The 24501-nt window shown below is 58.9% G+C and carries 28 protein-coding genes; 17 read left to right on the plus strand and 11 right to left on the minus strand.

Annotated elements, in window-relative coordinates; translation table 11 throughout:
* Window positions 1-440: 440 nt before the first annotated feature.
* From ACA069_RS09355 to ACA069_RS09365, 3 genes are all read right to left on the minus strand, one after another.
* Window positions 441-1070, minus strand: coding sequence for a LysE family translocator (locus ACA069_RS09355; RefSeq protein ID WP_497617189.1), 630 nt, complete (start codon window positions 1068-1070; stop codon window positions 441-443).
* Window positions 1071-1161: 91 nt separating this feature from the next.
* The gene (locus tag ACA069_RS09360) at window positions 1162-2511 is read right to left on the minus strand and encodes an NCS2 family permease (protein WP_401269712.1); all 1350 of its coding nucleotides are present in this window, start codon (window positions 2509-2511) and stop codon (window positions 1162-1164) included.
* Window positions 2512-2711: 200 nt separating this feature from the next.
* Window positions 2712-3158, minus strand: coding sequence for a MarR family winged helix-turn-helix transcriptional regulator (locus tag ACA069_RS09365; RefSeq protein WP_187680076.1), 447 nt, complete (start codon window positions 3156-3158; stop codon window positions 2712-2714).
* A gap of 82 nt (window positions 3159-3240) precedes the next feature.
* Here ACA069_RS09365 and ACA069_RS09370 point away from each other — a divergent pair, with 82 nt between their 5' ends.
* Complete coding sequence (locus tag ACA069_RS09370) at window positions 3241-4407, plus strand: aminotransferase-like domain-containing protein (protein ID WP_497617190.1); 1167 nt, start codon at window positions 3241-3243, stop codon at window positions 4405-4407.
* Between the two features lie 95 nt (window positions 4408-4502).
* Here ACA069_RS09370 and ACA069_RS09375 read toward each other — a convergent pair whose 3' ends face one another.
* The 5 genes from ACA069_RS09375 to ACA069_RS09395 form a co-directional block, all read right to left on the minus strand.
* A complete protein-coding gene (locus ACA069_RS09375) occupies window positions 4503-4874 on the minus strand; it encodes a glutathione S-transferase N-terminal domain-containing protein (protein ID WP_401269716.1) in 372 nt (123 codons plus the stop codon).
* 102 nt (window positions 4875-4976) lie between these two features.
* The gene (folE, locus tag ACA069_RS09380; protein ID WP_003204506.1) at window positions 4977-5522 is read right to left on the minus strand and encodes a GTP cyclohydrolase I FolE; all 546 of its coding nucleotides are present in this window, start codon (window positions 5520-5522) and stop codon (window positions 4977-4979) included.
* Window positions 5523-5599: 77 nt separating this feature from the next.
* Window positions 5600-6157: a Smr/MutS family protein gene (locus tag ACA069_RS09385; protein ID WP_497617192.1), complete on the minus strand. Its 558-nt coding sequence runs from the start codon at window positions 6155-6157 to the stop codon at window positions 5600-5602.
* Between the two features lie 74 nt (window positions 6158-6231).
* A complete protein-coding gene (locus ACA069_RS09390; RefSeq protein ID WP_064118638.1) occupies window positions 6232-6552 on the minus strand; it encodes a hypothetical protein in 321 nt (106 codons plus the stop codon).
* Window positions 6553-6683: 131 nt separating this feature from the next.
* Window positions 6684-7274: a cysteine hydrolase family protein gene (locus ACA069_RS09395; protein ID WP_053118675.1), complete on the minus strand. Its 591-nt coding sequence runs from the start codon at window positions 7272-7274 to the stop codon at window positions 6684-6686.
* A 239-nt stretch (window positions 7275-7513) separates the two neighbouring features.
* Here ACA069_RS09395 and prmB point away from each other — a divergent pair, with 239 nt between their 5' ends.
* Window positions 7514-8422 (plus strand): 50S ribosomal protein L3 N(5)-glutamine methyltransferase, encoded by a 909-nt coding sequence (gene prmB, locus ACA069_RS09400; RefSeq protein ID WP_401269721.1) that lies wholly within the window; start codon window positions 7514-7516, stop codon window positions 8420-8422.
* A 75-nt stretch (window positions 8423-8497) separates the two neighbouring features.
* On the opposite strand, the gene ACA069_RS09405 is transcribed toward prmB, so the two are convergent.
* Together ACA069_RS09405 and ACA069_RS09410 are read right to left on the minus strand one after the other, a co-directional pair.
* Complete coding sequence (locus tag ACA069_RS09405; RefSeq protein WP_497617195.1) at window positions 8498-9289, minus strand: hypothetical protein; 792 nt, start codon at window positions 9287-9289, stop codon at window positions 8498-8500.
* 99 nt (window positions 9290-9388) lie between these two features.
* Complete coding sequence (locus ACA069_RS09410) at window positions 9389-10342, minus strand: alpha/beta hydrolase (RefSeq protein ID WP_401269726.1); 954 nt, start codon at window positions 10340-10342, stop codon at window positions 9389-9391.
* Window positions 10343-10472: 130 nt separating this feature from the next.
* On the opposite strand from ACA069_RS09410, the gene aroC reads away from it, so the two are divergent.
* The 5 genes from aroC (at window position 10473) to mtnC (ending at window position 14695) form a co-directional block, all read left to right on the plus strand.
* Complete coding sequence (gene aroC / locus ACA069_RS09415) at window positions 10473-11564, plus strand: chorismate synthase (RefSeq protein WP_401269729.1); 1092 nt, start codon at window positions 10473-10475, stop codon at window positions 11562-11564.
* Between the two features lie 34 nt (window positions 11565-11598).
* Window positions 11599-12744 carry an MFS transporter gene (locus ACA069_RS09420; protein WP_401269730.1) on the plus strand — a complete coding sequence of 382 codons (1146 nt, stop codon included), beginning with the start codon at window positions 11599-11601 and terminating at the stop codon, window positions 12742-12744.
* Window positions 12741-13367 carry a methylthioribulose 1-phosphate dehydratase gene (locus tag ACA069_RS09425; protein WP_497617197.1) on the plus strand — a complete coding sequence of 209 codons (627 nt, stop codon included), beginning with the start codon at window positions 12741-12743 and terminating at the stop codon, window positions 13365-13367. Before ACA069_RS09420 ends, ACA069_RS09425 begins: the two co-directional genes overlap by 4 nt.
* 94 nt (window positions 13368-13461) lie before the next feature.
* Entirely contained in the window at window positions 13462-14007 is a 546-nt protein-coding gene (locus ACA069_RS09430; protein WP_401269735.1) for a 1,2-dihydroxy-3-keto-5-methylthiopentene dioxygenase, read from the plus strand.
* A gap of 4 nt (window positions 14008-14011) precedes the next feature.
* A complete protein-coding gene (gene mtnC, locus ACA069_RS09435; protein WP_401269738.1) occupies window positions 14012-14695 on the plus strand; it encodes an acireductone synthase in 684 nt (227 codons plus the stop codon).
* An 80-nt stretch (window positions 14696-14775) separates the two neighbouring features.
* Here mtnC and ACA069_RS09440 read toward each other — a convergent pair whose 3' ends face one another.
* Window positions 14776-15054 carry a DUF3509 domain-containing protein gene (locus ACA069_RS09440; protein WP_095191301.1) on the minus strand — a complete coding sequence of 93 codons (279 nt, stop codon included), beginning with the start codon at window positions 15052-15054 and terminating at the stop codon, window positions 14776-14778.
* 387 nt (window positions 15055-15441) lie between these two features.
* On the opposite strand from ACA069_RS09440, the gene ACA069_RS09445 reads away from it, so the two are divergent.
* From ACA069_RS09445 to ACA069_RS09490, 10 genes are all read left to right on the plus strand, one after another.
* The gene (locus ACA069_RS09445) at window positions 15442-17280 is read left to right on the plus strand and encodes a long-chain-acyl-CoA synthetase (RefSeq protein WP_497617199.1); all 1839 of its coding nucleotides are present in this window, start codon (window positions 15442-15444) and stop codon (window positions 17278-17280) included.
* 97 nt (window positions 17281-17377) lie between these two features.
* Window positions 17378-17896 (plus strand): ankyrin repeat domain-containing protein, encoded by a 519-nt coding sequence (locus tag ACA069_RS09450; protein ID WP_187680088.1) that lies wholly within the window; start codon window positions 17378-17380, stop codon window positions 17894-17896.
* 135 nt (window positions 17897-18031) lie between these two features.
* Entirely contained in the window at window positions 18032-18562 is a 531-nt protein-coding gene (locus ACA069_RS09455; protein WP_187680089.1) for a hypothetical protein, read from the plus strand.
* 71 nt (window positions 18563-18633) lie between these two features.
* Window positions 18634-18825 (plus strand): PLDc N-terminal domain-containing protein, encoded by a 192-nt coding sequence (locus ACA069_RS09460; protein ID WP_016773784.1) that lies wholly within the window; start codon window positions 18634-18636, stop codon window positions 18823-18825.
* Window positions 18826-19003: 178 nt separating this feature from the next.
* Window positions 19004-19879, plus strand: coding sequence for a polyamine aminopropyltransferase (gene speE, locus ACA069_RS09465; protein WP_489878639.1), 876 nt, complete (start codon window positions 19004-19006; stop codon window positions 19877-19879).
* Window positions 19880-20009: 130 nt separating this feature from the next.
* The gene (locus ACA069_RS09470) at window positions 20010-20243 is read left to right on the plus strand and encodes a hypothetical protein (RefSeq protein WP_085613485.1); all 234 of its coding nucleotides are present in this window, start codon (window positions 20010-20012) and stop codon (window positions 20241-20243) included.
* 212 nt (window positions 20244-20455) lie between these two features.
* Entirely contained in the window at window positions 20456-20803 is a 348-nt protein-coding gene (locus ACA069_RS09475) for a ribonuclease E inhibitor RraB (protein WP_007960698.1), read from the plus strand.
* A gap of 478 nt (window positions 20804-21281) precedes the next feature.
* Complete coding sequence (locus ACA069_RS09480) at window positions 21282-22691, plus strand: circularly permuted type 2 ATP-grasp protein (RefSeq protein ID WP_187680092.1); 1410 nt, start codon at window positions 21282-21284, stop codon at window positions 22689-22691.
* 12 nt (window positions 22692-22703) lie between these two features.
* Entirely contained in the window at window positions 22704-23654 is a 951-nt protein-coding gene (locus tag ACA069_RS09485; RefSeq protein WP_007914063.1) for an alpha-E domain-containing protein, read from the plus strand.
* Window positions 23651-24460 carry a transglutaminase family protein gene (locus ACA069_RS09490; protein WP_401269748.1) on the plus strand — a complete coding sequence of 270 codons (810 nt, stop codon included), beginning with the start codon at window positions 23651-23653 and terminating at the stop codon, window positions 24458-24460. The genes ACA069_RS09485 and ACA069_RS09490 overlap by 4 nt, the downstream gene beginning before the upstream one ends.
* Window positions 24461-24501: the final 41 nt, after the last annotated feature.

Genomic DNA, 24501 nt, shown 5'->3' on the forward strand with positions numbered 1-24501 from the left:
GCTCCCGATGTCTGGGACGGAATGCCCCGTGTCACCGCGAGCGGTGCCAGAGGCGTCGGCCGTTGCTCTTGTTGTGGTTACCGAGGGATCGGCTGACGTTGTAGTGGATATTTTCTTGGGTGGTTTAGCCATTGAATTGCTCCGGTGAAGCGCGTTTCGCGCGGCGGGTTTCAAGAGGGCTTATGTTGTGCAAACGGGGGGGCTGGTGTGCGGTATATATATCTGGCTTTGCGGCCAAGTAATGCAAGGCGTTACGCTGATACCGAGAGGCGGGATTTGAAAACCCTCACCGGTGGATCGATGAGGGTTTGAGGAGTGTTAGCGCTTTCCAAGGATAAAAACTGCATTCGGAGCTGATGCGGTTTTCAACATGTCCCCGTGCCTCGGCAGTTGTCAGCGCGAGATGGCCGGTGGCAATGATCCACTTTTGTTCAATCAGATCAACGGCTGCCAAGTAAAGACATGGCGCCTGCACCACCAAACAACCCGGCACTGATCCGATTGAACCAGCTCTGGCCTTTGCCGCTGCGCAGATAGCGCGCTGCGCCATGGGCGCCAAGCCCGTAAGCCAGCTTGCACAGCAGATCCAATACCGTCCAGGTCGCTATCATGATCAGTAACTGCGGCAGGAACGGCTGTTCGACGCTGAGGAACTGCGGCAGGAAAGCGGCGAAGAACAGGATATCTTTCGGATTGCTTGCGCCCAGCACAAATGCACGGCCGAACAGCGCACGAAAGCGTGGTACCGGAGCCGCCTGCGGTACTTCAGCGCCAGTGGATGGCTGACGCGATTGCTGCCAGCTCTGCCAGGCAAGGTAGAACAGGTACAGCGCGCCGACGATCTTCAGGGCGCTGAACAGTTTTTCCGAAGCCAGCAGCAGGGCACCCAGACCCAGCGCCGACGCACTGAGCAAGCAGATCGAGGCAATCACGCCACCGAGAAACGCCGGGTAAGAGCGGCGCAAACCGTAATTCAGACTGTTGCTGATCATCAACAACGACAGTGGCCCGGGAATCAGGATCACCACCAATGCGGCGCCGCTGAACAGCAACCAGGTTTCCAGACTCATCACTTTCCTCCCTATTTTTGTTGGTATCACGAATGTGCAAAAGCCCCACCCGCGAGGGTGAGGCTGATTTGAAGCTGGAACCGCGTGACGCTTACAAGAAGATGAACTTGGCGATGAAGATCGCGCAGAGCACCCACAAACTGACGGAAATTTCCTTGTACTTGCCGGTACCGGCCTTCAGCGCCACGTAGGTGATAAAGCCCAGCGCGATGCCGTCGGCGACCGAGAAGGTCAGCGGCATCATGATCGCGGTGACGATCGCCGGAATGCTGTCGGTCGCTTCGTCCCATTCGATATGGGCCATGCCGCCCATCATCAGCATCGCGACGTAGATCAGCGCACCGGCGGTGGCGTAAGCGGGAATCATGCCGGCCAGTGGTGCGAAAAACATCGCCGCTATAAATAGCACACCTACGGTGACTGCGGTAAGACCAGTCCGACCACCAGCGGCCACGCCGGCAGCACTTTCTACATAACTTGTTACTGGAGGAACACCAACCACCGCGCCGAATACGCTCGAAGCGCTGTCGGCTTTCATCGCGCGGGAGAGGTTTTCTATACGCCCGTCAGCGCCGACCAGATTGGCGCGCTGGGCAACGCCCATCAAGGTGCCGGCGGTGTCAAACATGTGCACGAAGAGGAAGGCCAGCACCACACTGATCATGCTGATGTTGAACACACCCGCGACGTTCATGGCCATCCAGGTCGGTGCCAGGCTCGGCGGGGCGGACATGATGCCCTCGTAGTGCACCAGGCCCAGACCCCAACCGGCCAGGGTCACGGTGATGATGCTGATGAGGATCGCGCCGAATACGCGGTGGTAGCTGAGGATCGCGATCATCAGGAAGCAGATGGCGGCGAGGAGCGGGCCGGGTTCACGCAGAGAACCGAGTTTGATCAAAGTAGCTGGGCTGTCGACGACGATGCCGGCGGTTTTCAGACCGATCAGGCCGAGGAACAGGCCGACACCCGCGCCCATCGCATAACGCAGGCTGACGGGAATGCTGTTGAGCAGCCATTCGCGAATCCGCGAAAAGGTCAGGATCATGAACAGCACACCGGACACGAACACCGCACCGAGGGCGGTTTCCCAGTTGTAGCCCATGGTACCGACCACGGTGTAAGTGAAGAACGCGTTGAGGCCCATGCCCGGTGCCAGACCCACCGGCCAGTTGGCGTACAGGCCCATCAACAGACAGCCCAGCGCAGCGGCGATACAGGTGGCGACGAAGGCTGCACCGTGATCGATCCCGGCATCGGCCATGATGTTCGGGTTGACGAAGATGATGTAGGCCATGGTGATGAAGGTTGTCAGACCGGCAATCAGCTCGGTCTTCACCGTGGTGCCATGCAAGCTGAGTTTAAACAGGCGCTCAAGCAAGCCAGTGCGTAACGGCGGCGAGAGATCCAGCGTCGATGCTTCGGATTTGCGGCTTTCCACAGCGAGTACTCCTCAAGAGTTTTATTTTTATTTCCAGGGCCGGACCCATGAGGGGTGGCAGCGGCCCTTTGAGGCATACGCGAATTTGTTGACCATGCGGTCAGGAACTCGCACGCTGTGGATTATGCTTTTGTGTACAAATAAAGCAAATATTGTTTTTGATTTTGTTTACGGAAGGTCCGTCGATAGGGATATATCGGTCATTCGACAGCAGCCTGAGTGTTCCCCAGCGCCAGGTTCACCGCCAGCCACCCATTCACCGCCGCTTCCCCGGCCTCGGCAAACACCCGCTCCAGCAACTTCACCTGCTCACGCCGCAATGCCTGTTCAAACTTCGCCCCTTCCGGCGTCAACTCCAGCAACCGCTTACGCTTATCTGCCTGCGACGCCACGCTCTCAACCAGATGCATCTCCTGCAACTGCCGCAACGGCATGTTCAACGCCTGCTTGCTCACACCGAGCAACGCAAGCAATTCCTTCACGCTCAAGTTCGGATAACGGGCGATGAAAAACACAATCCGCTGATGCACCCTCGATAAGCCACGGCGCTCAAGCATTTCGTCAGCCTTGGCGGTGAAGGCCTGATAGCCGAAGAAAAAAGCTTCCATGGCCTGTTGCTGACTGTTGGGGTTTTTAAGGTCAAGCATGTTGACGTACTCGCTCAGACTGGCGTAATTTCAGTCAACAAGTTTGACTCATTTTTCACATGCCTCGCTACCGGTGACTTCCATGGCTTTTTCCGAACGTGTCTCGCGCCTTAAAAGTTCTTTGATCCGTGAAATCCTCGCCGCGGCCCAGCGTCCGGAAGTGATGTCGTTCGCTGGCGGCTTGCCCGCCGAAGCCATGCTGCCGAAAGTCGAATGGGCCGACATGCCGCTGTCCCTCGGGCAGTACGGCATGAGCGAGGGTGAACCGGCATTGCGCGAAGCGCTGGCCGCGGAGGCGAGGGCGTTGGGATTGGCCTGCGAAGCGAGTCAGGTTCTAGTGGTCAGCGGCTCCCAGCAGACACTCGATCTGGCGGCCAAGTTGTACATCGACCAGGGCACCGAAATCCTGCTGGAAGCGCCAACCTATCTCGCGGCGTTGCAGATCTTCCAGCTGTTCGGCGCCGACTGCCTCACCGTGCCGCAAGAGTCCGATGGCCCGAACCTGGCACAACTGCGCAGTCGCCTGGAACAGCATCGTCCGGCGTTCATCTATCTGATCCCAACGTTCCAGAACCCATCCGCCGTGCGCTACAGCGAATCCAAGCGTGCCGCCGTCGCTGCATTGCTCGACGAATTCGGCGTCACACTGATTGAAGACGAGCCGTATCGCGAACTGACTTTCGACGGCGGTAGCGCCAAACCGATTGCCGGACGTTTGAAGAAGTCCAGCTGGATCTACACCGGTACCGTGTCGAAAACCTTGCTGCCCGGTTTGCGTGTCGGTTATCTGATCGCCAGCCCGGATCTGTTCCCGCACCTGCTCAAGCTCAAACAATCGGCGGATCTGCACACCAATCGCATTGGCCAGTGGCAGGCATTGCAGTGGATCGGCAGCGAGAAATATCAGCAACATTTGAGCGAATTGCGCGGTTTCTACCGTGAACGGCGCGATGGTTTTCAAGCGGCGCTGGAAACGCATTTCGCTGATTTGGCTGATTGGAATGTGCCGCAGGGTGGGCTGTTTTTCTGGCTGACGTTGAAGCAGCCGCTGGACACGCGAACGTTGCTTAACGAGGCGCTGGCCAATGATGTGGCGTTCATGCCGGGCGAGCCGTTCTTTCCCGACCCCGATAGAAACCTCGGGCATTTGCGTTTGAATTTCAGCCACATCGACCCGGTGCGGCTGGATGAAGGGCTCAAGCGATTGGCGGCGGTGGTGCGCAAGGCGCAAATCGAGAAAGCTGCCTGAAAAACCAATAAACCGGCTCAAGGGCCGGTTTATTGTTGTCTGGGTTTTGCGCTGACCGGGCGGGCCTCATCGTTAGCAGGCCCACAACAAATGCATCAGACCGCAGCGAAACGCTTATCCAGATAATCAATGATCACCTTGGATTCATACAGCCAGGTCGTCTGCCCATTCTCTTCAATGCGCAGGCAAGGCACCTTGATCCGGCCGCCCTGTTCCAGCAGCGTCTGACGATCCTGCTCATTGTTCTTCGCATCCTTCAGCGCCACCGGCACATTCAAACGACGCAAGGTCCGGCGGGTTTTCACACAGAACGGGCAGGCGTGGAACTGATACAGGGTCAGGTCCTTCGCAGAGGCGTCCACCTGAGCCTGGGCAGCGGCGGGGCGTTTTTTCTTGCCCGGACGGGTGAGGAAATCGATGAAGATAATCAGTTGGCCGAGGCCGACACGAAGCGCTTTGACGAACACGTTACAAGCCTCACAGGGACATTGAAGAAGGCGCGCAGCTTACCCGATTTTTCACGGGCGAAAAAAAACCGGCGATCAACGCCGGTTTTTTTGTGTGACGAGTTACTTGATCAGGCTGAGAAATTCGCTGCGGGTCGCTGCGTTTTCCCGGAACTCGCCGAGCATCACCGAAGTGATCATCGACGAATTCTGCTTCTCGACACCGCGCATCATCATGCACATGTGCTTGGCCTCGATCACCACGGCCACGCCCAGCGCGCCGGTGACTTGCTGCACCGCGTCGGCGATCTGACGACTCAGGTTTTCCTGAATCTGCAGGCGGCGCGCGTACATATCGACAATGCGCGCGACCTTCGACAGGCCCAGCACTTTGCCGCTCGGGATGTAAGCGACATGCGCCTTGCCGATAAACGGCAGCAGGTGGTGTTCGCACAGCGAGTACAACTCGATGTCCTTGACCAGCACCATTTCGCTGTTGTCGGAGCTGAACAGGGCACCGTTGGTGACCTCTTCGAGCGTCTGTTCATAACCGCGGCAGAGGTACTGCATGGCTTTGGCGGCACGCTTTGGCGTGTCGAGCAGGCCCTCGCGGGAGACGTCCTCGCCCAATTGGCCGAGAATCGCGGTGTAATTCTGTTCCAGGGACATGAAACTACCTGTGGGGATTTTCGCAAAGGGCAAGGGTACGGTGGCGGACACAACCCTGCAAGTTCGGTGTAACGGGATTATTCGTCGCGACCTTCCATCATCGTGCGTTTCAGCATCACATAAACCGCGCCGGCACCGCCGTGTTTCGCCTGGCACGAGCAGAAACCGAGCACTTGCGCATGCTGGCGCAACCAGGTGTTGACGTGACTTTTGATCATCGGCCGCTTGCCGTCCAGCCGCACAGCCTTGCCGTGGGTGACGCGCACGCAGCGGATTTCGAATTTGGTCGCTTCGGTAAGAAATGCCCAGAGGGTTTCCCGGGCCTTTTCTACGCTCATCCCGTGCAAATCAAGACTGCCTTCGAACGGAATCTGGCCGACCTTGAGCTTGCGCATCTGACTTTCCTGCACCCCGTCGCGCGCCCACATCAACTCGTCTTCCGGGCCGACGTCGATGACGAATTGATCGGACAGGCCATCAACGATGGTGGCATCGCTGCGCACGGTGGCGGACTGACGCAGCTTGGCGATCTGTGCGCGGTCAGCCTTGGGTTTGCCGGTGTCGGCACGGTCGTGCTTGATCGGCTTGACGCCTTGGATCGCACTTTTGAACAGGGAAAAATCGTCGTCTTGCATGTCAGCCTCCGCGAAGGGCGGCCAGTTTACCCAAGTCGAAACAAAACGGCCCGGCAAAAAGCCAGGCCGTGGAGTCAGTCGTGTTTTTTCATCAGGTGCGGGGACATGTTCAGTTCCCGCGATTGCCGGGCGCGACGGCGGCATCTACGCCACAGCGCCACGCCGAAGTACAGGAACAACAAGCCGACCGCGAGAATGATCGCCGAGCCCATCGGCGTGGCATTTAAATCGCCGAGCGCTGGTGGGCGCCCGAGCAGGCTGGCCGCCCCAGCCATCGCCAGCAGCACACCGAACATCGCCAGAATGGCGGCGATCGCAGCGCCGAAGCGAAAACGCCAGTTGCTTTGGCCTTTTGGCCGCAAGCGGCGTGCGTCAAATCCATCGGATAACTTCATTCCGACCTTCCTCAATGGGTATCGGCCCTTCGACCGGGAGTTGACCGGGTTGTTCCTGAGGCTATGGCATTTGCGGCAAATGAGAGGACTTTGTGGATGAGCGGCGCGCTGACCCGCTCATCAAGGCGCTATCAGATCAAGTCTTGAGTCAAGGCAAGGGTAGCGAAATTGTCGGCCATGATCGCCATTTCGGCTTCCTGCACCAGTTCGGCGCTGAGTACGCGCCCCTTGAACGGCAGATCACGGGTGGCGCAGGCATCTTCGACCAGCGTGCAACGGAAACCCAGATTCTTCGCCGCCCGTACAGTGGTGCTGACGCTGGAGTGGCTCATGAAGCCGCAGACGATCAAGTCCAGCGAGCCAAGGTTTTGCAGGCGGTCAAGCAACTCGGTGCCATGGAAAGCGCTCGGCAGCAATTTGCCGATGATGGTTTCGTCGCCCTGCGGTTCGAGGCCGGGGATGAACTCGCCGCGTTCGCCCTGCGGGTCGAACAGGCCTCCGACGGTGCCGAGATGACGCACGTGCACGATCGGCCGACCGGCTGCACGGGCTGCGGCAACCACTTGTTTGATGTTCGCGACGGCCGCGTCCATGCCGCTCAGGGCCAGCGGGCCACTGAGGTACTCTTTCTGGGCATCGATGATGACCACAGTGGCATGGCTCAGTGTGGCCGCTGCGTAACCGCGACCGCTGAGTTGAAACATCGTTTTTGGAACGGACATTCTGGGGCTCCTTGGGGTGGGGCTTTTGCGACATTGTCCTCTGGCTGAGCGCTTCTGTGAATCGCTACCATCGTAGGTGCCGTCGTTACTGGCCTGCAGCCTTGTCAAGTTACACGTTCTGTTCAATAGCTGATGCAAAAAATAGAAATCTCCTACCGTCGCGCCGGTGTTTTTCCTGCGTCGTCGTGGCGCGTTTTGGCTGGTAGAATCGCCAGTCGTTTTTTCTGGAGTTCTGCCCCGTGATCACTTCCCGACTTCGTACCCTGCGCGACCACATCCGTTGGGCCGTCAGCCGCTTCCATGGGGAGGATCTGTTTTTCGGCCATGGCACCGATAACGCCTGGGACGAAGCCCGGCAGTTGGTGCTGGGCGCTTTGCACCTGCCGTGGGAAATTGCCGACAGTTATCTTGATTGTGCGCTGGAGGATGACGAACTGGTCAACCTGCAACGTCTGCTCAAACGCCGCATTGAAGAGCGCATCCCGACCGCTTATCTGCTGGGGGAGGCGTGGTTCTGTGGCATGTCGTTCATCGTCGACGAGCGCGTGCTGATCCCGCGTTCGCCGATTGGCGAGCTGATCGAAAACCGTTTTGCGCCGTGGATCGGCACTGAGCCGGCGCGGATTCTAGATCTGTGCACGGGCTCTGGCTGCATCGGCATTGCCTGCGCCTACGAATTCCAGAACGCCGAAGTGGTGCTGGCCGATCTGTCGTTCGAAGCGCTGGAAGTGGCTAACCAGAATATCGAGCGCCACGGCGTTGATGAGCGTGTGTACACCGTGCAGGGCGATGGTTTCGACGGATTGCCGGGTCAGCGTTTCGACCTGATCGTGTCGAACCCGCCTTACGTCGACGCGGAAGATTTCGCTGACATGCCGGACGAATACCAGCATGAGCCTGAGCTGGGCCTGGCCTGCGGTGATGACGGTCTGAATCTGGTTCGGCGCATGCTCGCCGAAGCGGCGGATCACCTGACCGAGAAGGGTTTGCTGATTGTCGAGGTGGGCAACAGCCAGGTGCACGTTGAAGCGTTGTACCCGGAAGTCGACTTCGCCTGGCTTGAGTTCGCGCGCGGCGGGCATGGCGTGTTCATGTTGACGGCGGAGCAGTGCCGCAATCATCAGGCGCTGTTCGCTTCCCGCGTTTAAAAGCAAAAGATCGCAGCCTGCGGCAGCTCCTACACCGGTCTCTGTAGGAGCTGCCGCAGGCTGCGATCTTTTGATTTACCGGTGCGTAGCAATCCAGATCAGCAACCCGGCCTGAAACACCGCAAACGCCACCAGACAGGTAATGGTGAAGCGCAGCCCGGCGTCTTCACGTTTGAACTTGCTGACCTTCTCTTCCTGCTTCTTCAGCTTCACTTCTTGCTCCGCCAGGTTTTGCTCGGCCTGCTGAAGCATCTGCGCCGCTTCCAGAATCTCGACGATCTGCAGCTTTTCGCTGTTCCAGTCGCCGAGCAAGTCACCGACCTGAACGTCCTTGATGCTGCCCTTCAAATGCTGGGCATCGGCGTAGACCACTTCGAAACCGTGGACTTTCAGGAAATGATCACGACGCAGGCGGGGGTCTTCGTTCAGCGCGTCCTTGTTGTTCAAGTCCAAGCCGTCGACGGTGTAGGTCGGCCAGCGTTTTTTCGCCCAGTTGATCCCTTGCGCGGCCATGAAACGGCCGATGCCACGGTTCAACGGTTCGATCTGCAAGCCGCTGTCCGGGCCGAAGCGCACACGCTTGGTGGTGTGATCGGCCCACACATCGAGGTGATTCTGTTCTTTGCGTACCCGTTGGCTCGGCAGTTTGATCGCCAAGCGCATCAGGCTATGTTCTTTGCTGTGGCGTTCTGCGTAACCGAACTCAACAAAGCGTAACGGCCGGCCACCGGTGTGACGATCGGTCTGCAGCGGGGCCAGGCGGAGCATCTTGTGGTGCTCGACGTGGACATCCGCCCACGGCAGCTCGACCGCTGGCGGTGCGTCTTTTTCAGCGGTGGTGTCGGGTGAAGTCTGGGTATCAGTCATAACGGCGAGATCCTGTCCAAGCCCTGCTTGTCGCCAGCCGATACGCTGGCGACACAGGCTTATCGGCCGCTTTCTTCAGGACTGGAGGGCAAACCGCGCTTAACGGGTGCGAAGTCCGTCAATAAACTCGATGATTTTGCTGCCCAGTTCAGCGGCCAACGGCAAATTCGGGTCCTTGTAGGAGGCCAATTGCCGCTTCATATCGTTATGCACGATGCGCAGAACATGGTTCATGCCTTCGATCACCGCCAGTTCGGCGTCGGGTTTGGCAGCCTTGAGCAGCTTCGCGTCTTCGGTGCCGACCTGAATATCGTTGCTGCCCTGAACAATCAGCGCTGGCATCTGCAATTGTGCGAATGCTTTTGCCGGGTCTTGGCGAAACAGCGAAATCAGATACGGCTGCACGCTTGGGCGGAAAATCACTTGCAACGGCGCCGGCACGTTGTCGTCGGTATGACCGGCCTTGAGGCTGTCGAGCAGTTCGTTGCTGCGCAGCATCAAGGGGGGCGGCAGGCTGCGGGCCAGCTGCTCGCGGATCACCTGATCGACCGGCCGGGCGCTGCCGGACAGGGAAATAACCGCAGCGGCATCGGCACCCGGCGCGGCCAGCGTGGCGATCAGCGCGCCTTCGCTGTGGCCAAGCAGAATCAGTTGGCCGAACCGTGGATCGGCCTTGAGCTTACGCGCCCAGGCCTGGGCGTCGGCGACATAGGCTTCCACCGACAGATTGCGCTCATCAGGCGTGGCGGCGAGGCTCGCGGCCACACCGCGTTTGTCGTAACGCACACTGGCGATGTTGTGTTTGGCCAGCACCCACGCCAGCCGTTTAAGGCTGTCATTGCGCCCGCCGTCGGGGTTGTTTCCGTCACGGTCCGTAGGACCTGAGCCTGAAAGAATGAGGACAACCGGCACCGGACTGTCGGACTTGGGCAGCAACAGCGAACCGAAAAGTTCTCCGCTACCAGTATCCAAAGTCATCGGACGCTGTAGGACTGTCGCCTGGGCAAAGCCAGTAAAGAGGGTAAGACTCAAGATCAAAACTCGCAGCATCATCACGCCATCATTCGCCAAGGTGCCGGTTGGACTCACCAACACCGCTAAGGTTCGAGGATGAACTACTCGGTTAGCCTGCGTATACTGGCGCGCATCACGAATTTGGGTTTGATTTCACGGAGCGTCCTGCATGTCCGGCAATACCTACGGCAAGTTGTTCTCTGTCACCACCGCTGGCGAAAGCCATGGTCCGGCGTTGGTCGCCATTGTCGACGGCTGCCCGCCGGGCCTGGAGATTTCCATCGAAGACCTGCAGCGCGACCTCGATCGCCGCAAGCCCGGCACCAGCCGCCACACCACCCAGCGCCAGGAGGCCGACGAAGTCGAAATCCTCTCCGGCGTGTTCGAAGGGCGCACCACCGGCTGTTCCATCGGCCTGCTGATCCGCAACACCGACCAGAAGTCCAAGGACTACTCGGCGATCAAGGATCTGTTCCGTCCGGCCCACGCCGACTACACCTACCACCATAAATACGGCGAGCGCGACTACCGTGGCGGCGGCCGTAGCTCCGCGCGTGAAACGGCGATGCGTGTGGCGGCCGGTGCGATTGCCAAGAAGTATCTGGCGAGCCAAGGCATCGTCATTCGCGGCTACATGAGCCAGCTCGGCCCGATCGAAATCCCGTTCAAGACCTGGGATTCGGTCGAAGACAACGCCTTCTTCAGCCCTGATCCGGACAAGGTTGCGGAGCTGGAAGCCTACATGGATCAGTTGCGCCGTGATCAGGACTCGGTGGGTGCGAAGATCACCGTCGTCGCCGAAGGCGTGATGCCGGGCCTGGGCGAGCCGATTTTCGACCGCCTCGACGCGGAACTGGCCCACGCACTGATGAGCATCAACGCGGTGAAAGGCGTGGAAATCGGCGCCGGTTTCGCCTGCGTCGCCCAGCGCGGCACTGAGCATCGCGATGAGCTGACTCCGGAAGGCTTCCTCAGCAACAACGCTGGTGGCATCCTCGGCGGTATCTCGTCTGGTCAGCCAATCGTTGCGCACCTGGCGCTGAAGCCGACGTCGAGCATCACCACCCCGGGCCGTTCGATCGACGTCGATGGCAACCCGGTCGACGTGATTACCAAGGGTCGCCACGATCCGTGCGTTGGCATCCGTGCCACGCCGATTGCCGAAGCGATGATGGCCATCGTGCTGATGGATCATCTGCTGCGTCACCGTGGCCAGAACGCCGATGTACGGGTGAGCACGCCGGTGCTGGGTCAGCTTTAATGGCAGACCTCAAAGCCGTCGCGGCATAACCGGCGTGGCGGCGCTCCCTTACTGGCGGCTGTCCAGTTTCTACCTGTTCTACTTCGCCTTGCTCGGCTCGACGGCGCCGTTCCTGGCGCTTTACTTCGATCACCTTGGCTTCAGCGCCGCCCGCATTGGTGAGCTAGTGGCGATCCCGATGCTGATGCGCTGCGTGGCGCCGAACATCTGGGGCTGGCTGGGTGATTACACCGGCAAACGCCTGGCTATCGTGCGCTTCGGCGCGGTGTGCACGCTGCTGACCTTTTCGCTGATTTTCGTCAGCAAGACCTACGCCTGGCTGGCGATGGTCATGGCGTTGCATGCGTTCTTCTGGCACGCGGTGTTGCCGCAGTTTGAAGTCATCACGCTGGCGCATTTGCAGGGCCAGACCTCCCGTTACAGCCAGATCCGCCTGTGGGGTTCGATCGGTTTCATCATCACCGTGGTCGCGCTGGGTCGCCTGTTCGAATGGCTCAGCCTCGACATCTACCCGGCGGCGCTGGTGTTGATCATGGCCGGCATCGTCCTCAGCAGCTTGTGGGTGCCGAACGCGCAACCGGTACAGGGCAATCGACCAAATGGGGACGGCTTTCTCAAGCAGTTGCGCAGTCCTGGCGTTCTCGCGTTTTACGGCAGTGTCGCGCTGATGCAGATGAGCCACGGGCCTTATTACACGTTTTTGACCTTGCACCTGGAACGCCTCGGCTACAGTCGCGGCGTAATCGGCATGCTTTGGGCAGTCGGTGTGGTCGCCGAAGTGCTGATGTTCATGGCCATGAGCCGGATTCTTGCGCGTATCTCGGTGCGCCGGGTGCTGATGGCCAGTTTTCTGCTGGCGGCGCTGCGCTGGGTACTGCTCGGTTCGTTCGCCGAATTCCTGGGTCTGCTGTTGTTTGCGCAGGTTCTGCACGCGGCGACCTTCGGCAGCTTTCACGCCGCTGCCATCCAGTTCGTGCAACGTAGCTTTGGTGCGCGGCAGCAAGGCCAGGGGCAGGCGTTGTATGCGGCACTGGCCGGTACCGGCGGTGCGTTGGGCGCTTTGTATTCCGGCTACAGCTGGAATGCCCTCGGCTCGACATTGACCTTTAGTATTGCCAGTCTCGCTGCGCTCGCTGCTGCCGTTATCATTGCCACACGTATGCAAGAGGACAGGCCATGAGCCTTACGCGTGAACAACTCGCCCAGCAAATCGTCGACGCCGGGCGTTTTCTCTACGGTCGAGGCTGGTCGCCGGCCACCAGCAGCAACTATTCGACACGCCTGTCGTCCAGCGAAGCGCTGCTCACCGTATCCGGCAAGCACAAGGGGCAGTTGGGTGTGGATGATGTGCTGGCCACCGACTTTTCCGGTAACAGTCTGGAGCCGGGTAAAAAACCGTCCGCCGAAACCCTGCTGCACACCCAGCTCTATAGCTGGCGCCCTGAAATCGGAGCGGTGCTGCACACCCATTCGGTGAACGCCACGGTGCTTTCACGGCTGACCCCGGAAGATTTCATCGAGTTCGAAGACTACGAGCTGCAAAAAGCCTTCAGCGGCATTTCGACCCACGAATCCCGGGTGCGCGTGCCGATTTTCGACAACGATCAGGACATTGCGCGCCTTGCCGGCAAGGTGCAGCCTTGGCTCGATGGCCATCCCGATTGCGTCGGCTACTTGATCCGTGGCCACGGCCTCTACACCTGGGGCGCGCAAATGAACGACGCGCTACGCCAGATCGAGGCCTTTGAATTCCTGTTTGAATGCGAGTTGAAAACTCGCAGCGTCATGAACCGCCAAGGCTGACTTCACCAGAAGCAGCCCATTTGCCTGATGAAATGCTGTGCCCGACCGGTCTGCAAGAACCGGACGGCAAGGCCGATACCGAGGAATTGCCCCAATGAGCAGCCTGTCCGTCTATCACATTTCCAGCCCCGAGATTCCAAACAAGGTGCTGACCCATTTCGAAGACATCGCTTCCACCCTGGCCGAGCAGGGCGTGCGTTTCGACCGCTGGCAAGCCGCCGCAAAGATCCAGCCCGGCGCGACACAGGAAGAAGTGATCAGCGCTTATCAAGAGCAGATCGACAAACTGATGACCGAACGCGGTTACGTCACCGTCGATGTCATCAGCGTCAACAGCGATCACCCGCAAAAAGCCGAATTGCGCGCCAAGTTCCTTGAAGAACACCGCCACGGCGAAGACGAAGTACGCTTTTTCGTCGCTGGCCGTGGGCTGTTTACCCTGCACATCGACGATTACGTTTACGCCGTACTCTGCGAGAAGAACGATCTGATCTCGGTGCCGGCCGGCACCAGGCACTGGTTCGACATGGGCGAGCATCCTCATTTCGTGGCGATTCGCCTGTTCAACAATCCTGACGGCTGGGTCGCCAACTTCACCGGCGAAGACATCGCCGGCCGCTTCCCGCGTCTGGAGGACTGAGCCGATGTCGATCAAAGTCATTCTTACCGACATCGAAGGCACCACCAGCGCGGTGAGTTTCGTTTTCGACGTGCTGTTCCCGTATGCGGCCAAACATCTGCCGGACTTCGTGCGGCAGAACGCCGAACGTGCCGATGTCGCCGAGCAACTTGATGCTGTGCGCCGCGACAGCAACGAGCCGCAGGCTGATGTTGAACGTGTTGTCGAGATTCTGTTGGACTGGATCGCCGAAGACCGCAAGGCCACGCCGCTAAAGGCGTTGCAAGGCATGGTGTGGGAGCAGGGCTATCAGGCCGGGCAGTTGAAGGGCCACGTTTACCCGGATGCTGTTGAAGCACTTCAACGCTGGCATCAGGCGGGTTATCAACTATTTGTGTATTCGTCCGGTTCGATCCAGGCGCAGAAGCTGATCTTTGGCTGCTCTGAGGCGGGTGATCTGACGCCGCTGTTCAGTGGTTACTTCGACACCACGTCAGGGCCCAAGCGCGAGGCGCAGTCTTACACCAATATTCAACAGGCGATTGGTGTTGAACCTGCGCAGATTCTCTTTCTGTCAGACATCGTGCAGGAACTCGATGCGGCTCAGGCTGCCGGTTTGCAAACCTGCGGTCTGGCCCGTGAAGGCGGGGAGTTGGCGGGGCATGTGACGGTCGATAGTTTTACCGGAATTGAACCGGAAGCCTTCTAAAGCACCTACAAGGAAACGGCGCACAAACAAACAGGCCGTGAAGCGCATGCTTCACGGCCTGTTTTGTTTAAGGGTTTGAATTACAGCGAGTGATAAGTCGGCAGGGCAAAACGCTGCTGGCTCTGCAACATCGCAATTTGCGGCAGTTCGCTGGCCTGTTCGGCCAAGTCACGGCGAATCGCACTGATCGCCCACGACAGTTGGTCGCCGGCATGCAGTTGTTGATAGGTGAGGGCGCGCTTGAACACTTTGCCGTCGGCACTGCGCAGGGTCAGCAGAATCCCGCCATCGGGACGCGGCGCAGTGGTGACGTCGAAGTTGGAGAACAGGGAGGTAAATTTTTCTTGGATCAGGCTCATGTTTTTCAGCTCCGTATGCACTTGAATGGCAAGCATGCAGAGGAGGTTGCAGTGATTGTGCCAGCAGTCGATAAAATTAAAATCCATATAAATCAACAAGTTAAAAAATTTAAAATTTAAACGGGTCGTGCAATCTGCATGAATGGCCATCGTGCATCCTGCATTTTGCGGGATCGTTGTCGATTCTACGGAACCAATTGGTAAAGCCAGGATCAGCGCCGTCGCCGTTGAGCCTGCGGATACAAAACATTGCAAAAACCGCGTGTACAGGCCGAGAAGCGCTGACGTATTTTCGGTCTCGACCGTCGCAAAAGATCGCCGGTTGCCTCACCCAGTCGCCCGACAATAAAAACACCGGCCAACGCCAAGGCCGAACGGGGAGCTTCCATGAGTCACGCGCCAAGCGACACGATTACCTGGGGCATGATGCTCCGCAAACTGCCGATGATCGCCAAAGCCATCCCTCGGGTGGTTAAAGGCATGAAGGTGGCCAACGTCACGGATCCGACCCAAAGCTGTGGCCTTGGCTGGACATTCGAACAAGCGACTCTGCGCAATCCTGATGGGCCGGCGTTATTGCAGGGCGATGTGTTGCTGACCTATGCGCAGGTCAACCAGTGGGCCAATCGTATCGCCCACTATCTGAACGGGCAGGGCATCGGCAAGGGCGACGTGGTGGCGGTATTCGTCGAAAATCGCCCGGAACTGCTGGTGACGATACTGGCGCTGGCCAAGGTCGGCGCTGTCAGCGCGCTGCTCAATACCTCGCAGACCCGCGACACACTGATCCACAGCGTGAACCTTGTAGCGCCGGTGGCGATCGTGGTCGGCGAAGAGTTGGTGCCCGCATTTGCTGCGGTGCGCGAGCAGGTGTCGATTGCGCCGCAGCGCACATGGTTTGTCGCGGATCAGGACACCTACAGCCACCCGGGCATTGCGTCCGAGGGCTATGTCAATCTGATCAGCGCCAGTGCCGACGCCAGCAGCGATAATCCGTCGAGCAGCCAGCAAGTATTTTTCGATGACCCTTGCTTCTACATCTACACCTCCGGCACCACCGGACTGCCCAAGGCGGGGGTATTCAAGCACGGCCGCTGGATGCGCAGTTCCGCCAGTTTCGGCATGATCGCGCTGAATATGCGCCCGGACGACGTGGTTTATTGCACCTTGCCGCTGTACCACGCCACCGGCCTTTGCGTGTGCTGGGGCTCGGCGATCAATGGCGCATCGGGTTTTGCGATCCGCCGCAAATTCAGCGCGAGCCAGTTCTGGAGCGACGTACGCCGCTATCGCGCGACCACCATCGGCTACGTCGGCGAGTTGTGCCGCTATCTGGTCGATCAACCGGCCAGTGCCGATGACAGCCGTCACGGCGTGCGCAAGATGATCGGCAACGGTTTGCGCCCGGGCGCCTGGGCGCAATTCAAGACACGGTTTGCGGTGGATCACATTTGCGAACTGTATGCGGCGAGCGACGGCAATATCGGCTTCACCAACATCCTCAACTTTGACAACACCATCGGCTTTTCCCTGATGGCCTGGGAGTTGGTCGCCTACGATCACGACAGCGGTGAGCCTCTTCGTGGCGATGACGGTTTCATGCGCAAGGTCGGCAAGGGCGAGCAGGGGTTGCTGCTGGCACGGATCGACGAGAAGGCACCGCTGGACGGTTACACCGATCCGCAGAAGACCGCCAAGGTCGTGCTGGACGATGTGTTTAACAAAGGCGACCGTTTCTTCAATACCGGTGACTTGCTGCGAAATATCGGCTTCGGTCATGCCCAGTTTGTTGATCGGCTTGGCGACACCTATCGCTGGAAGGGTGAAAACGTTTCGACCACAGAAGTCGAAAACCTTCTGCTACAGCATCCGCACATCTCCGAGGCGGTGGCGTATGGCGTGGAAATCTGCAACACCAACGGTCGCGCCGGGATGGCGGCGATAACCCCGGCTGAATCTCTTGCGACCCTGGATTTTGCAGAACTGCTGACCTTTGCACGGCAACGCATGCCGGCCTACGCCGTACCGTTGTTTTTGCGGGTGAAGGTGAAAATGGAAACCACCGGCACCTTCAAATACCAGAAAACCCGGCTGAAAAAAGAAGGTTTCGACCCCGGCCAGACGGGCGATGACCCGATCTTCGCCTGGCTGCCCGGCACGCAGACCTATGTGCAGGTCACCGATGAAGTTTTGGCTGAAATTCATCAGGGCAAATACCGTTATTGATTGTGGCTATAGGCAATCTTGAGAAAAAGAGGGTGACAGCTATCGTATTGCTCGGGAAAACTGTCGGCTTTCCGATTGACCGAAGTGGAGTTGCCTAATGTCCGACCAAAGCCGCCAGATGACCCCTGAAGAGGCTGCCGAATTTGCCGAGCAGGTTTTCAACAAGGCGCGTGAGGGTGATGCCGCGATGATGGCGGCGCTGCTGACTAAAGGGTTGCCACCGAATCTTCGCAATCACAAGGGCGACACATTGTTGATGCTCGCGGCTTACCACGGCCATGTGGAAACCGTGAAAGTTCTGCTGGAACACAAGGCCGACCCGGAAGTTCGCAACGACAATGGCCAAAGCCCGATTGCCGGTGCTGCTTTCAAAGGCGATCTGGCGGTAGTCTCGGCGCTGGTCGAGGGTGGCGCGCAGGTTGAAGGCTCGTCCTTCGATGGCCGCACTGCGCTGATGATGGCTGCGATGTTCAACCGTGTTGAAATCGTTGATTACCTCATCAGCAAGGGCGCCGACCCGAAAGCCAAGGATGCCAATGGTGTTTCCGCGCTGGACGCGGCGCGGACCATGGGCGCGGTCGATACCACCGCGCAACTGGAAAAACTGCTGGGTTGATCAGGTCAAAAGATCGCAGCCTTCGGCAGCGCCTGCACTGATCTGCTGTAGGCGCTGCCGAAGGCTGCGATCTTTTGCTTTTCTGCGCTATCCTTCGCGCCCTCAAAATCTACCCTCGCCATAGGATCCGCCCTTATGAAAGCCGCACTCGTCGAACTAATCAGCAAAATCAGTTCCGGCTGCATGGGCGAGGACGAGATCCTGAACGTGGCCGATGAAGCCGCTCAGGCCTACGCCGATGCCGACGCGTTTCTGGCCGCCAATCCGGACATCAACTATGACGACACGTTCCCGATGCCGCTGGGCGAATGGGTCGTCGTCGGCAGCCTGCCGGAAACCGTAATGTTTCAGGCCGACACCTACGTCGACCTGTTCGCGCAGATTGTTGCTTCGTTCGGCCCGGGCGTGGATTTCAACCTCAAGCCCAAGCAACTGGCCAAGACCGAAGCGTTGACTGCACTCAACCGTATCCAGGTGCAGATGAGCAGTCTGAGCAAGGAAAACGGCGGTTACACGCTGATGAACTTCAGTCAGTTGCTCGACGATGAGCTGCAAGTGGTGCTGGTCTACGGCAACGATGTGCCACGGGTGCTGGAACTGTGCGCCGAGGTCGGCATCGCCGCCGCACCGTCGCTGGAAGCGCTGAAGATCGCCGTTCACGTCTGAGCGTAATAAAAGGGAACCCTGCGCTGGCCCGTCTATCCTAAAAGTGCATGCCACTATTCTGGAGCGACACCATGGGTTCGACGTTTAACGGTCTGATCGGTCTGATCATTCTCGCCCTCGACATCTGGGCCATCATTAATGTGCTGAAAAGCGGCGCGTCCACCGGGATGAAAATTGTCTGGGTGCTGCTGATCATCCTCCTGCCGGTGCTGGGCCTGATCATCTGGGCAATCGCCGGGCCGCGGGGGAATGTCCGAATCTAGCCGCTACTTTCGAGAACAACTCGAAACCTGTGGTAGCTGGCAAGCCAGCTACCACAGGGATTGTGCCAAGCCGATGGCGCGAGGTTCGACCTGTCATCTTCGGCAACGTAGAATGCGCGCCTTTCCCGGACAATCGTCGCCACGATTGGCGCCCGCGCATTCATCGGAGCACGTCACCATGACCGTCACCAAAACCAGTGAGTACCTGGAAACCCTCTACGAAGGCTACGGTCAGCGGTTTCGCATGGAAAAACTGCTGCACGAAGTGCGCACCGAACACCAGCATCTGGTGATCTTCCAGAACCCGCGAATGGGCCGGGTAATGGCGCTTGACGGCGTGATCCAGACCACCGAAGCCGACGAATTCATCTACCACGAAATGCTCACCCACGTGCCGATCCTCGCCCACGGCACCGCCAAGCGCGTGCTGATTATCGGCGGCGGTGACGGCGGCATGCTGCGGGAAGTGGCCAAGCACGGCAGTGTCGAGCACATCACCATGGTCGAGATCGACGGCACCGTGGTCGACATGTGCAAGCAATTCCTGCCGAACCATTCCAAGGGCGCCTACGACGATCCGCGTCTGAACCTGGTGATCGATGACGGCATGCGTTTTGTGGCCACCACTACCGAGAAATTCGACGTGATCATCTCCGACTCCACTGACCCGATCGGCCCGGGCGAAGTGTTGTTCTCGGAAAACTTCTACCAGGCCTGCCACCGTTGCCTGAACGAAGGCGGCATCCTCGTGACTCAGAACGGCACGCCGTTCATGCAGATCGACGAAGTCAAAACCACTGCCGGCCGCCTGCGCAGCCTGTTTCCGGACTGGCATTTCTATCAGGCCGCTGTTCCGACCTATATCGGCGGCTCGATGACGTTCGCTTGGGGTTCGACCAACCCGGCCTACCGCAAGTTGAGCCGTGAAACCCTGCGACAGCGTTTCATCGGCAGCGGCATTGTCACTCGCTACTACAACCCGGAAATTCACATCGGTGCGTTTGCGCTGCCGCAGTACGTACTGCAGGCGATTAACAAGCCAGGCAACGACTGAAAATCACGCAACTCCTACAGCGGATGTAACTTTTTTCATGTTCGCTCGCAGCAATCCTTTTGAACGATCAATCCGGCCAAAAGTCGAGATAGGTGTAAGCCCATTTGCGGGTTTGATCGAGGAGGCACCGATGCAAAAGTGGAAAGTCACTTTCGTGGACGATCATGGTGAAATTGTCGATGAGGTCTTCGAGCGTGCGGAATGCCCAAGCGACGATGAAGCTGCTCGACTGATCAAGGAACGGCTCCTGCCTGTCGCCGCGGAACTGGATCTGAACGATCTGGAAGGGCGCACTGCCGATGCAGGCGTCAAAAGCCTGAAAACCCAGAACAGCATCGAAATCCGCAGTATCACTCCCATCTGAAATTCTTCTTGTCACTTGAAGCACCAGGCCTTGGCAGCAGCTCTATCTTGGGGCTACTCTGCAAGCGAGATCAGCGAACGGATCGCTAAGGTCTGGTCTTGTCAGCTACATGCTTGTTTCCCGCGCGCAACCACGTTGCCGTAGTACTTTGGCCAGTAAGGCCCGGGGCGGGAATACGGAAAGTCTATCCATCTATCCGAGGGGGACGATTCATGAGCACAGCCTATCAAGAAGACATCAGCAGCAATGTACTGCGCCGCATGAAAGAAGGCGGTTTCGATTTTTCCCGATTCCATCCCATCGAGTTTTACGCCATTTTCCCGGACGAGGAGCGGGCGCGCAGGGCGGCAGGCAAGTTTCGCGGTGAATCCATCAATGCCCAGGTCAGCGCGCGCGACGACGGCGCGTGGTCTCTGGAATTGAGCAAAGTGATGTACGCGACCTATGACGATATCGGCGATTTCGAGCAGGGCTTTTCGGCGGTGGTCGAGCCCTTGGGTGGCATCATCGAAGGCTGGGGCGTCAAGCAGGAGGTGCGTAACCGCCACCGTTTGAACTGATCTCTGGTAATCAACGCAAGCAACGGCTGACCTTCGGGTTGGCCGTTGTCGTTTTTGGCTCGCTTGAATTCCCGTGGCAAAACCCTGAAACAAGAATCCGAGGCAAAAAAAAGCCACCGGAGAGGGTGGCTAAAAGGGAAGACCGATAAGGAGAGGAAACCGGTCAGGGTTAAGGCTTTGAGGGCCGCAAAGGCAGTCCGGATCGATTGGGCTGAAGGCTTCATCGGGGGAAGTTTTTTCAGCGGATGCGCGGATTATCCGCAGCCAGCCGCGAGCAGTGAAATCAACTCTGACTATGCTGGTGATAGGCGACAGCACTGCGTCGCAATGAGGCGGGGGCAATCAGGTTGGGGCATTTGTCGCACAGGAATGGTGCGGCGTCTGTGGCGTGATTATCCAACCGATTGAAATCAAAGCGTTTATGCCGATGGCACGGGCCTTGCGATGGTCTGGATGTCCGGGTGACAAGGAGTACGGCATGATCCGCACCTATTTTGATGAGATGTACGATGCCGGCGGCCAGGTCCGCCCGCATTACCGGGAGTTTGCCCGGTGGTTGGCTGACACGCCTGACGAGCTGTTGGCCCAGCGGCGCCGCGAGGCCGATCTGCTGTTCCATCGTGCCGGCATCACGTTCACGCTCTACGGGGACGAGCAGGGCACAGAGCGCCTGATTCCTTTCGACACCATTCCGCGCAGCATTCCCGCCAGTGAGTGGCGGATTGTCGAGCGCGGCTGCATCCAGCGGGTCAAGGCGTTGAACATGTTCCTCGCCGACCTCTATCACGAGCAGCGCATCATCAAGGCCGGGATTATTCCCGCCGAACAGGTGCTGGCCAACGAGCAGTATCAGTTGGCGATGCAAGGGCTGGATCTGCACCGGGATATCTATTCGCACATCTCCGGCGTCGATCTGGTGCGCGACGGCGACGGCACCTATTACGTGCTCGAAGACAACCTGCGCACACCGAGCGGCGTGAGCTACATGCTTGAAGACCGCAAGATGATGATGCGTCTGTTCCCGGAGTTGTTTTCCGCCCAGCGTATCGCGCCTATCGATCATTATCCGAACCTGCTGCTCGACACGCTGAAAAGCTCAAGCCCGATTGACGATCCGAGCGTGGTGGTACTGACGCCGGGACGCTTCAACAGTGCGTTCTTCGAGCACGCCTTTCTGGCTCGAGAAATGGGCGTCGAACTGGTGGAAGGTGCGGATCTGTTTGTGCGCGATGACAAGGTCTTCATGCGCACCACCGATGGCCCGAAAGCGGTGGACGTGATCTACCGCCGCCTCGACGACGCGTTCCTCGATCCGCTGGCGTTCAATCCGGATTCGATGCTTGGCGTACCGGGCCTGCTGTCGTCCTATCGCTCCGGCAATGTGGTGCTGGCCAACGCCATCGGCACGGGCGTGGCGGATGACAAATCGGTGTATCCGTTTGTCACCGACATGATCCGTTTCTACCTCGATGAAGAACCGATTCTTAAGAACGTACCGACCTGGCAGTGTCGTAATCCGTCTGAACTTTCCCATGTGCTGGCCAATCTTCCGGATCTGGTGGTCAAGGAAACCCAGGGTTCCGGTGGTTACGGGATGCTGGTGGGGCCTGCTGCGACAACCGCGGAAATCGATTCCTTCCGCGAGCGCATCAAGGCCAAGCCCCACGCGTACATCGCGCAACCGACGCTGTCGCTGTCGACCTGCCCGACCTTTGTCGAAAACGGCATTGCGCCGCGCCATATCGACTTGCGGCCATTTGTTTTGTCCGGTCGCGAAACCCGGGTTGTGCCCGGTGGTTTGACCCGTGTCGCCCTGCGCGAAGGCTCCCTGGTGGTGAATTCTTCCCAGGGTGGCGGAACCAAGGACACCTGGGTGGTCGAGGATTGAAGGAAGCTTGCCATGTTAAGTAGAACTGCCTCGGATCTGTATTGGATGTCGCGTTACCTGGAGCGGGCGGAAAACCTCGCACGGATGCTCGACATCAGTTATTCGCTGTCGCTGATGCCGCAAGACGGTCGCGGTGACGGTTTGCACGAACTGGCCATGCCGCTGCTGATTACCGGCACCCTGGATGATTACCTCGAGCGTCACGGTGCTTTGCATGCCGAACGCCTGCTGCATTTCTTCGCCCTCGATGCCGCCAATCCGGCGAGCATCTATAGCTGCCTCGGCGCGGCGCGGGCCAGCGCGCACGCGGTGCGCGGGCGCATCACCGCCGACATGTGGGAAAACATCAACGCAACGTGGCTGGAAATTCGCGGGATCGCCGAACAGGGCTTGAGCCGCTATGGCATGAGCCGCTTCTGTGAATGGATCAAGGAGCGTTCGCACCTGTTTCGTGGCGCGTCCTACGGCACGATCATGCGTAACGATGCGTTTCGCTTTATTCGCCTGGGGACGTTCATCGAGCGCGCCGACAACACGTTGCGACTGCTCGACGCGCGTTACGAGATGGCTGGCGATCAGGCCGAAGCCGTCAGTGACGGGACGGCCCACGCGTATTACCAGTGGAGTGCGTTGCTGCGAGCGTTGTCGTCGTTCGAGGCCTATACCGAAATCTATCGCGATGCGCCCGGCGCCCGACATGTCGCCGAGCTGCTGTTGTTGCGCGCCGATGTACCACGCTCCCTGCGTGCCTGCACCGAAGAAATCGACCAGATCCTTGCCCAGTTGCCAGGCGCCAACGGTCGTCCCGCGCAACGTCTGGCGGCCGAAATGGACGCACGCTTGCGCTACACCGGCATCAACGAAATTCTCGAGGAAGGCCTGCACGCCTGGCTGACCGAGTTCATCCCATTGGTGCGCCAGTTGGGCAACGCCATTCACAGTTCCTACCTGGAGGCTGCATGAGACTTTCCATTAGCCACGAGACCACCTATCACTACGAAGATCAGGTGCGGGCGAGCATCCAGTACTTGCGACTGACCCCCCACGACAGCGAGCGGCAGCATGTGCTGAGCTGGCAGCTCGACCTGCCGCGCCCAGTGCGCGCGCAACTCGATCCGTTCGGCAACATCCTGCACGTGCTAACCATGGACGAGCCGCACGAATCGATCATCATCGGTGCTCGTGGTCAGGTCGACATCGACGAATTGCGTGAAGCCGAGCATGAAAGCCAGTCGGCGTTGCCGTTTCTGCGGTTCACCCGGTTGACCGAGGCGGACGAGGCGCTACGCGCGTTCGCGGCAAAATCCTGCAAGCAGCGTCGCGACCGCACCGCACTGATCGATTTGATGCACGGCCTGAATCAGCACATGACCTACACGCCGGGTTCCACCGAAGTCGACACCAGCGCTGCCGAGGCTTTCGCCGGGCGCTCGGGCGTTTGTCAGGATCACACCCACGCGTTTCTGGCCTGCGCGCGCAGCCTGGGGATTCCGTCGCGGTATGTGTCGGGGTATCTGTACAGCGAGGATTGCGAACACCTGGCCAGCCATGCCTGGGCGGAAGCGTGGCTGGATGACGCCTGGTACAGTTTTGACGTGACCAATGAACTGGCGCGACCTGAGCGGCACCTGAAACTGGCGGTGGGTCTGGATTACCTCGATGCCTGCCCGGTGCGCGGCATGCGCCGAGGTGGTGGGTGTGAGCAGATGCATGCGAAGGTGTTTGTGTCGCCGACGCCGGCGCCGGTGATCTCTGTGCAGCAGCAATAAACACCGAACCCCTGTAGGAGCGAGCCTGCTCGCGACAGCAA

This window comes from Pseudomonas sp. LBUM1652, assembly GCF_059716105.1.

Excerpts from the sequence above, each read along its gene's own strand:
- mtnC (WP_401269738.1), top strand. The coding sequence starts at position 14,012 with ATGTCGATCAAAGTCATTCTTACCGACATCGAAGGCACCACCAGCGCG.
- ACA069_RS09370 (WP_497617190.1), top strand. The coding sequence starts at position 3,241 with ATGGCTTTTTCCGAACGTGTCTCGCGCCTTAAAAGTTCTTTGATCCGT.
- ACA069_RS09365 (WP_187680076.1), bottom strand. The coding sequence starts at position 3,158 with ATGCTTGACCTTAAAAACCCCAACAGTCAGCAACAGGCCATGGAAGCT.
- aroC (WP_401269729.1), top strand. The coding sequence starts at position 10,473 with ATGTCCGGCAATACCTACGGCAAGTTGTTCTCTGTCACCACCGCTGGC.
- ACA069_RS09405 (WP_497617195.1), bottom strand. The coding sequence starts at position 9,289 with ATGACTGATACCCAGACTTCACCCGACACCACCGCTGAAAAAGACGCA.
- ACA069_RS09445 (WP_497617199.1), top strand. The coding sequence starts at position 15,442 with ATGAGTCACGCGCCAAGCGACACGATTACCTGGGGCATGATGCTCCGC.
- ACA069_RS09475 (WP_007960698.1), top strand. The coding sequence starts at position 20,456 with ATGAGCACAGCCTATCAAGAAGACATCAGCAGCAATGTACTGCGCCGC.
- ACA069_RS09410 (WP_401269726.1), bottom strand. The coding sequence starts at position 10,342 with ATGATGCTGCGAGTTTTGATCTTGAGTCTTACCCTCTTTACTGGCTTT.
- ACA069_RS09440 (WP_095191301.1), bottom strand. The coding sequence starts at position 15,054 with ATGAGCCTGATCCAAGAAAAATTTACCTCCCTGTTCTCCAACTTCGAC.
- ACA069_RS09455 (WP_187680089.1), top strand. The coding sequence starts at position 18,032 with ATGAAAGCCGCACTCGTCGAACTAATCAGCAAAATCAGTTCCGGCTGC.
- ACA069_RS09490 (WP_401269748.1), top strand. The coding sequence starts at position 23,651 with ATGAGACTTTCCATTAGCCACGAGACCACCTATCACTACGAAGATCAG.
- ACA069_RS09425 (WP_497617197.1), top strand. The coding sequence starts at position 12,741 with ATGAGCCTTACGCGTGAACAACTCGCCCAGCAAATCGTCGACGCCGGG.
- ACA069_RS09450 (WP_187680088.1), top strand. The coding sequence starts at position 17,378 with ATGTCCGACCAAAGCCGCCAGATGACCCCTGAAGAGGCTGCCGAATTT.
- ACA069_RS09460 (WP_016773784.1), top strand. The coding sequence starts at position 18,634 with ATGGGTTCGACGTTTAACGGTCTGATCGGTCTGATCATTCTCGCCCTC.
- ACA069_RS09480 (WP_187680092.1), top strand. The coding sequence starts at position 21,282 with ATGATCCGCACCTATTTTGATGAGATGTACGATGCCGGCGGCCAGGTC.
- ACA069_RS09430 (WP_401269735.1), top strand. The coding sequence starts at position 13,462 with ATGAGCAGCCTGTCCGTCTATCACATTTCCAGCCCCGAGATTCCAAAC.
- ACA069_RS09395 (WP_053118675.1), bottom strand. The coding sequence starts at position 7,274 with ATGTCCGTTCCAAAAACGATGTTTCAACTCAGCGGTCGCGGTTACGCA.
- folE (WP_003204506.1), bottom strand. The coding sequence starts at position 5,522 with ATGTCCCTGGAACAGAATTACACCGCGATTCTCGGCCAATTGGGCGAG.
- speE (WP_489878639.1), top strand. The coding sequence starts at position 19,004 with ATGACCGTCACCAAAACCAGTGAGTACCTGGAAACCCTCTACGAAGGC.
- ACA069_RS09485 (WP_007914063.1), top strand. The coding sequence starts at position 22,704 with ATGTTAAGTAGAACTGCCTCGGATCTGTATTGGATGTCGCGTTACCTG.
- ACA069_RS09390 (WP_064118638.1), bottom strand. The coding sequence starts at position 6,552 with ATGAAGTTATCCGATGGATTTGACGCACGCCGCTTGCGGCCAAAAGGC.
- ACA069_RS09355 (WP_497617189.1), bottom strand. The coding sequence starts at position 1,070 with ATGAGTCTGGAAACCTGGTTGCTGTTCAGCGGCGCCGCATTGGTGGTG.
- ACA069_RS09385 (WP_497617192.1), bottom strand. The coding sequence starts at position 6,157 with ATGCAAGACGACGATTTTTCCCTGTTCAAAAGTGCGATCCAAGGCGTC.
- ACA069_RS09470 (WP_085613485.1), top strand. The coding sequence starts at position 20,010 with ATGCAAAAGTGGAAAGTCACTTTCGTGGACGATCATGGTGAAATTGTC.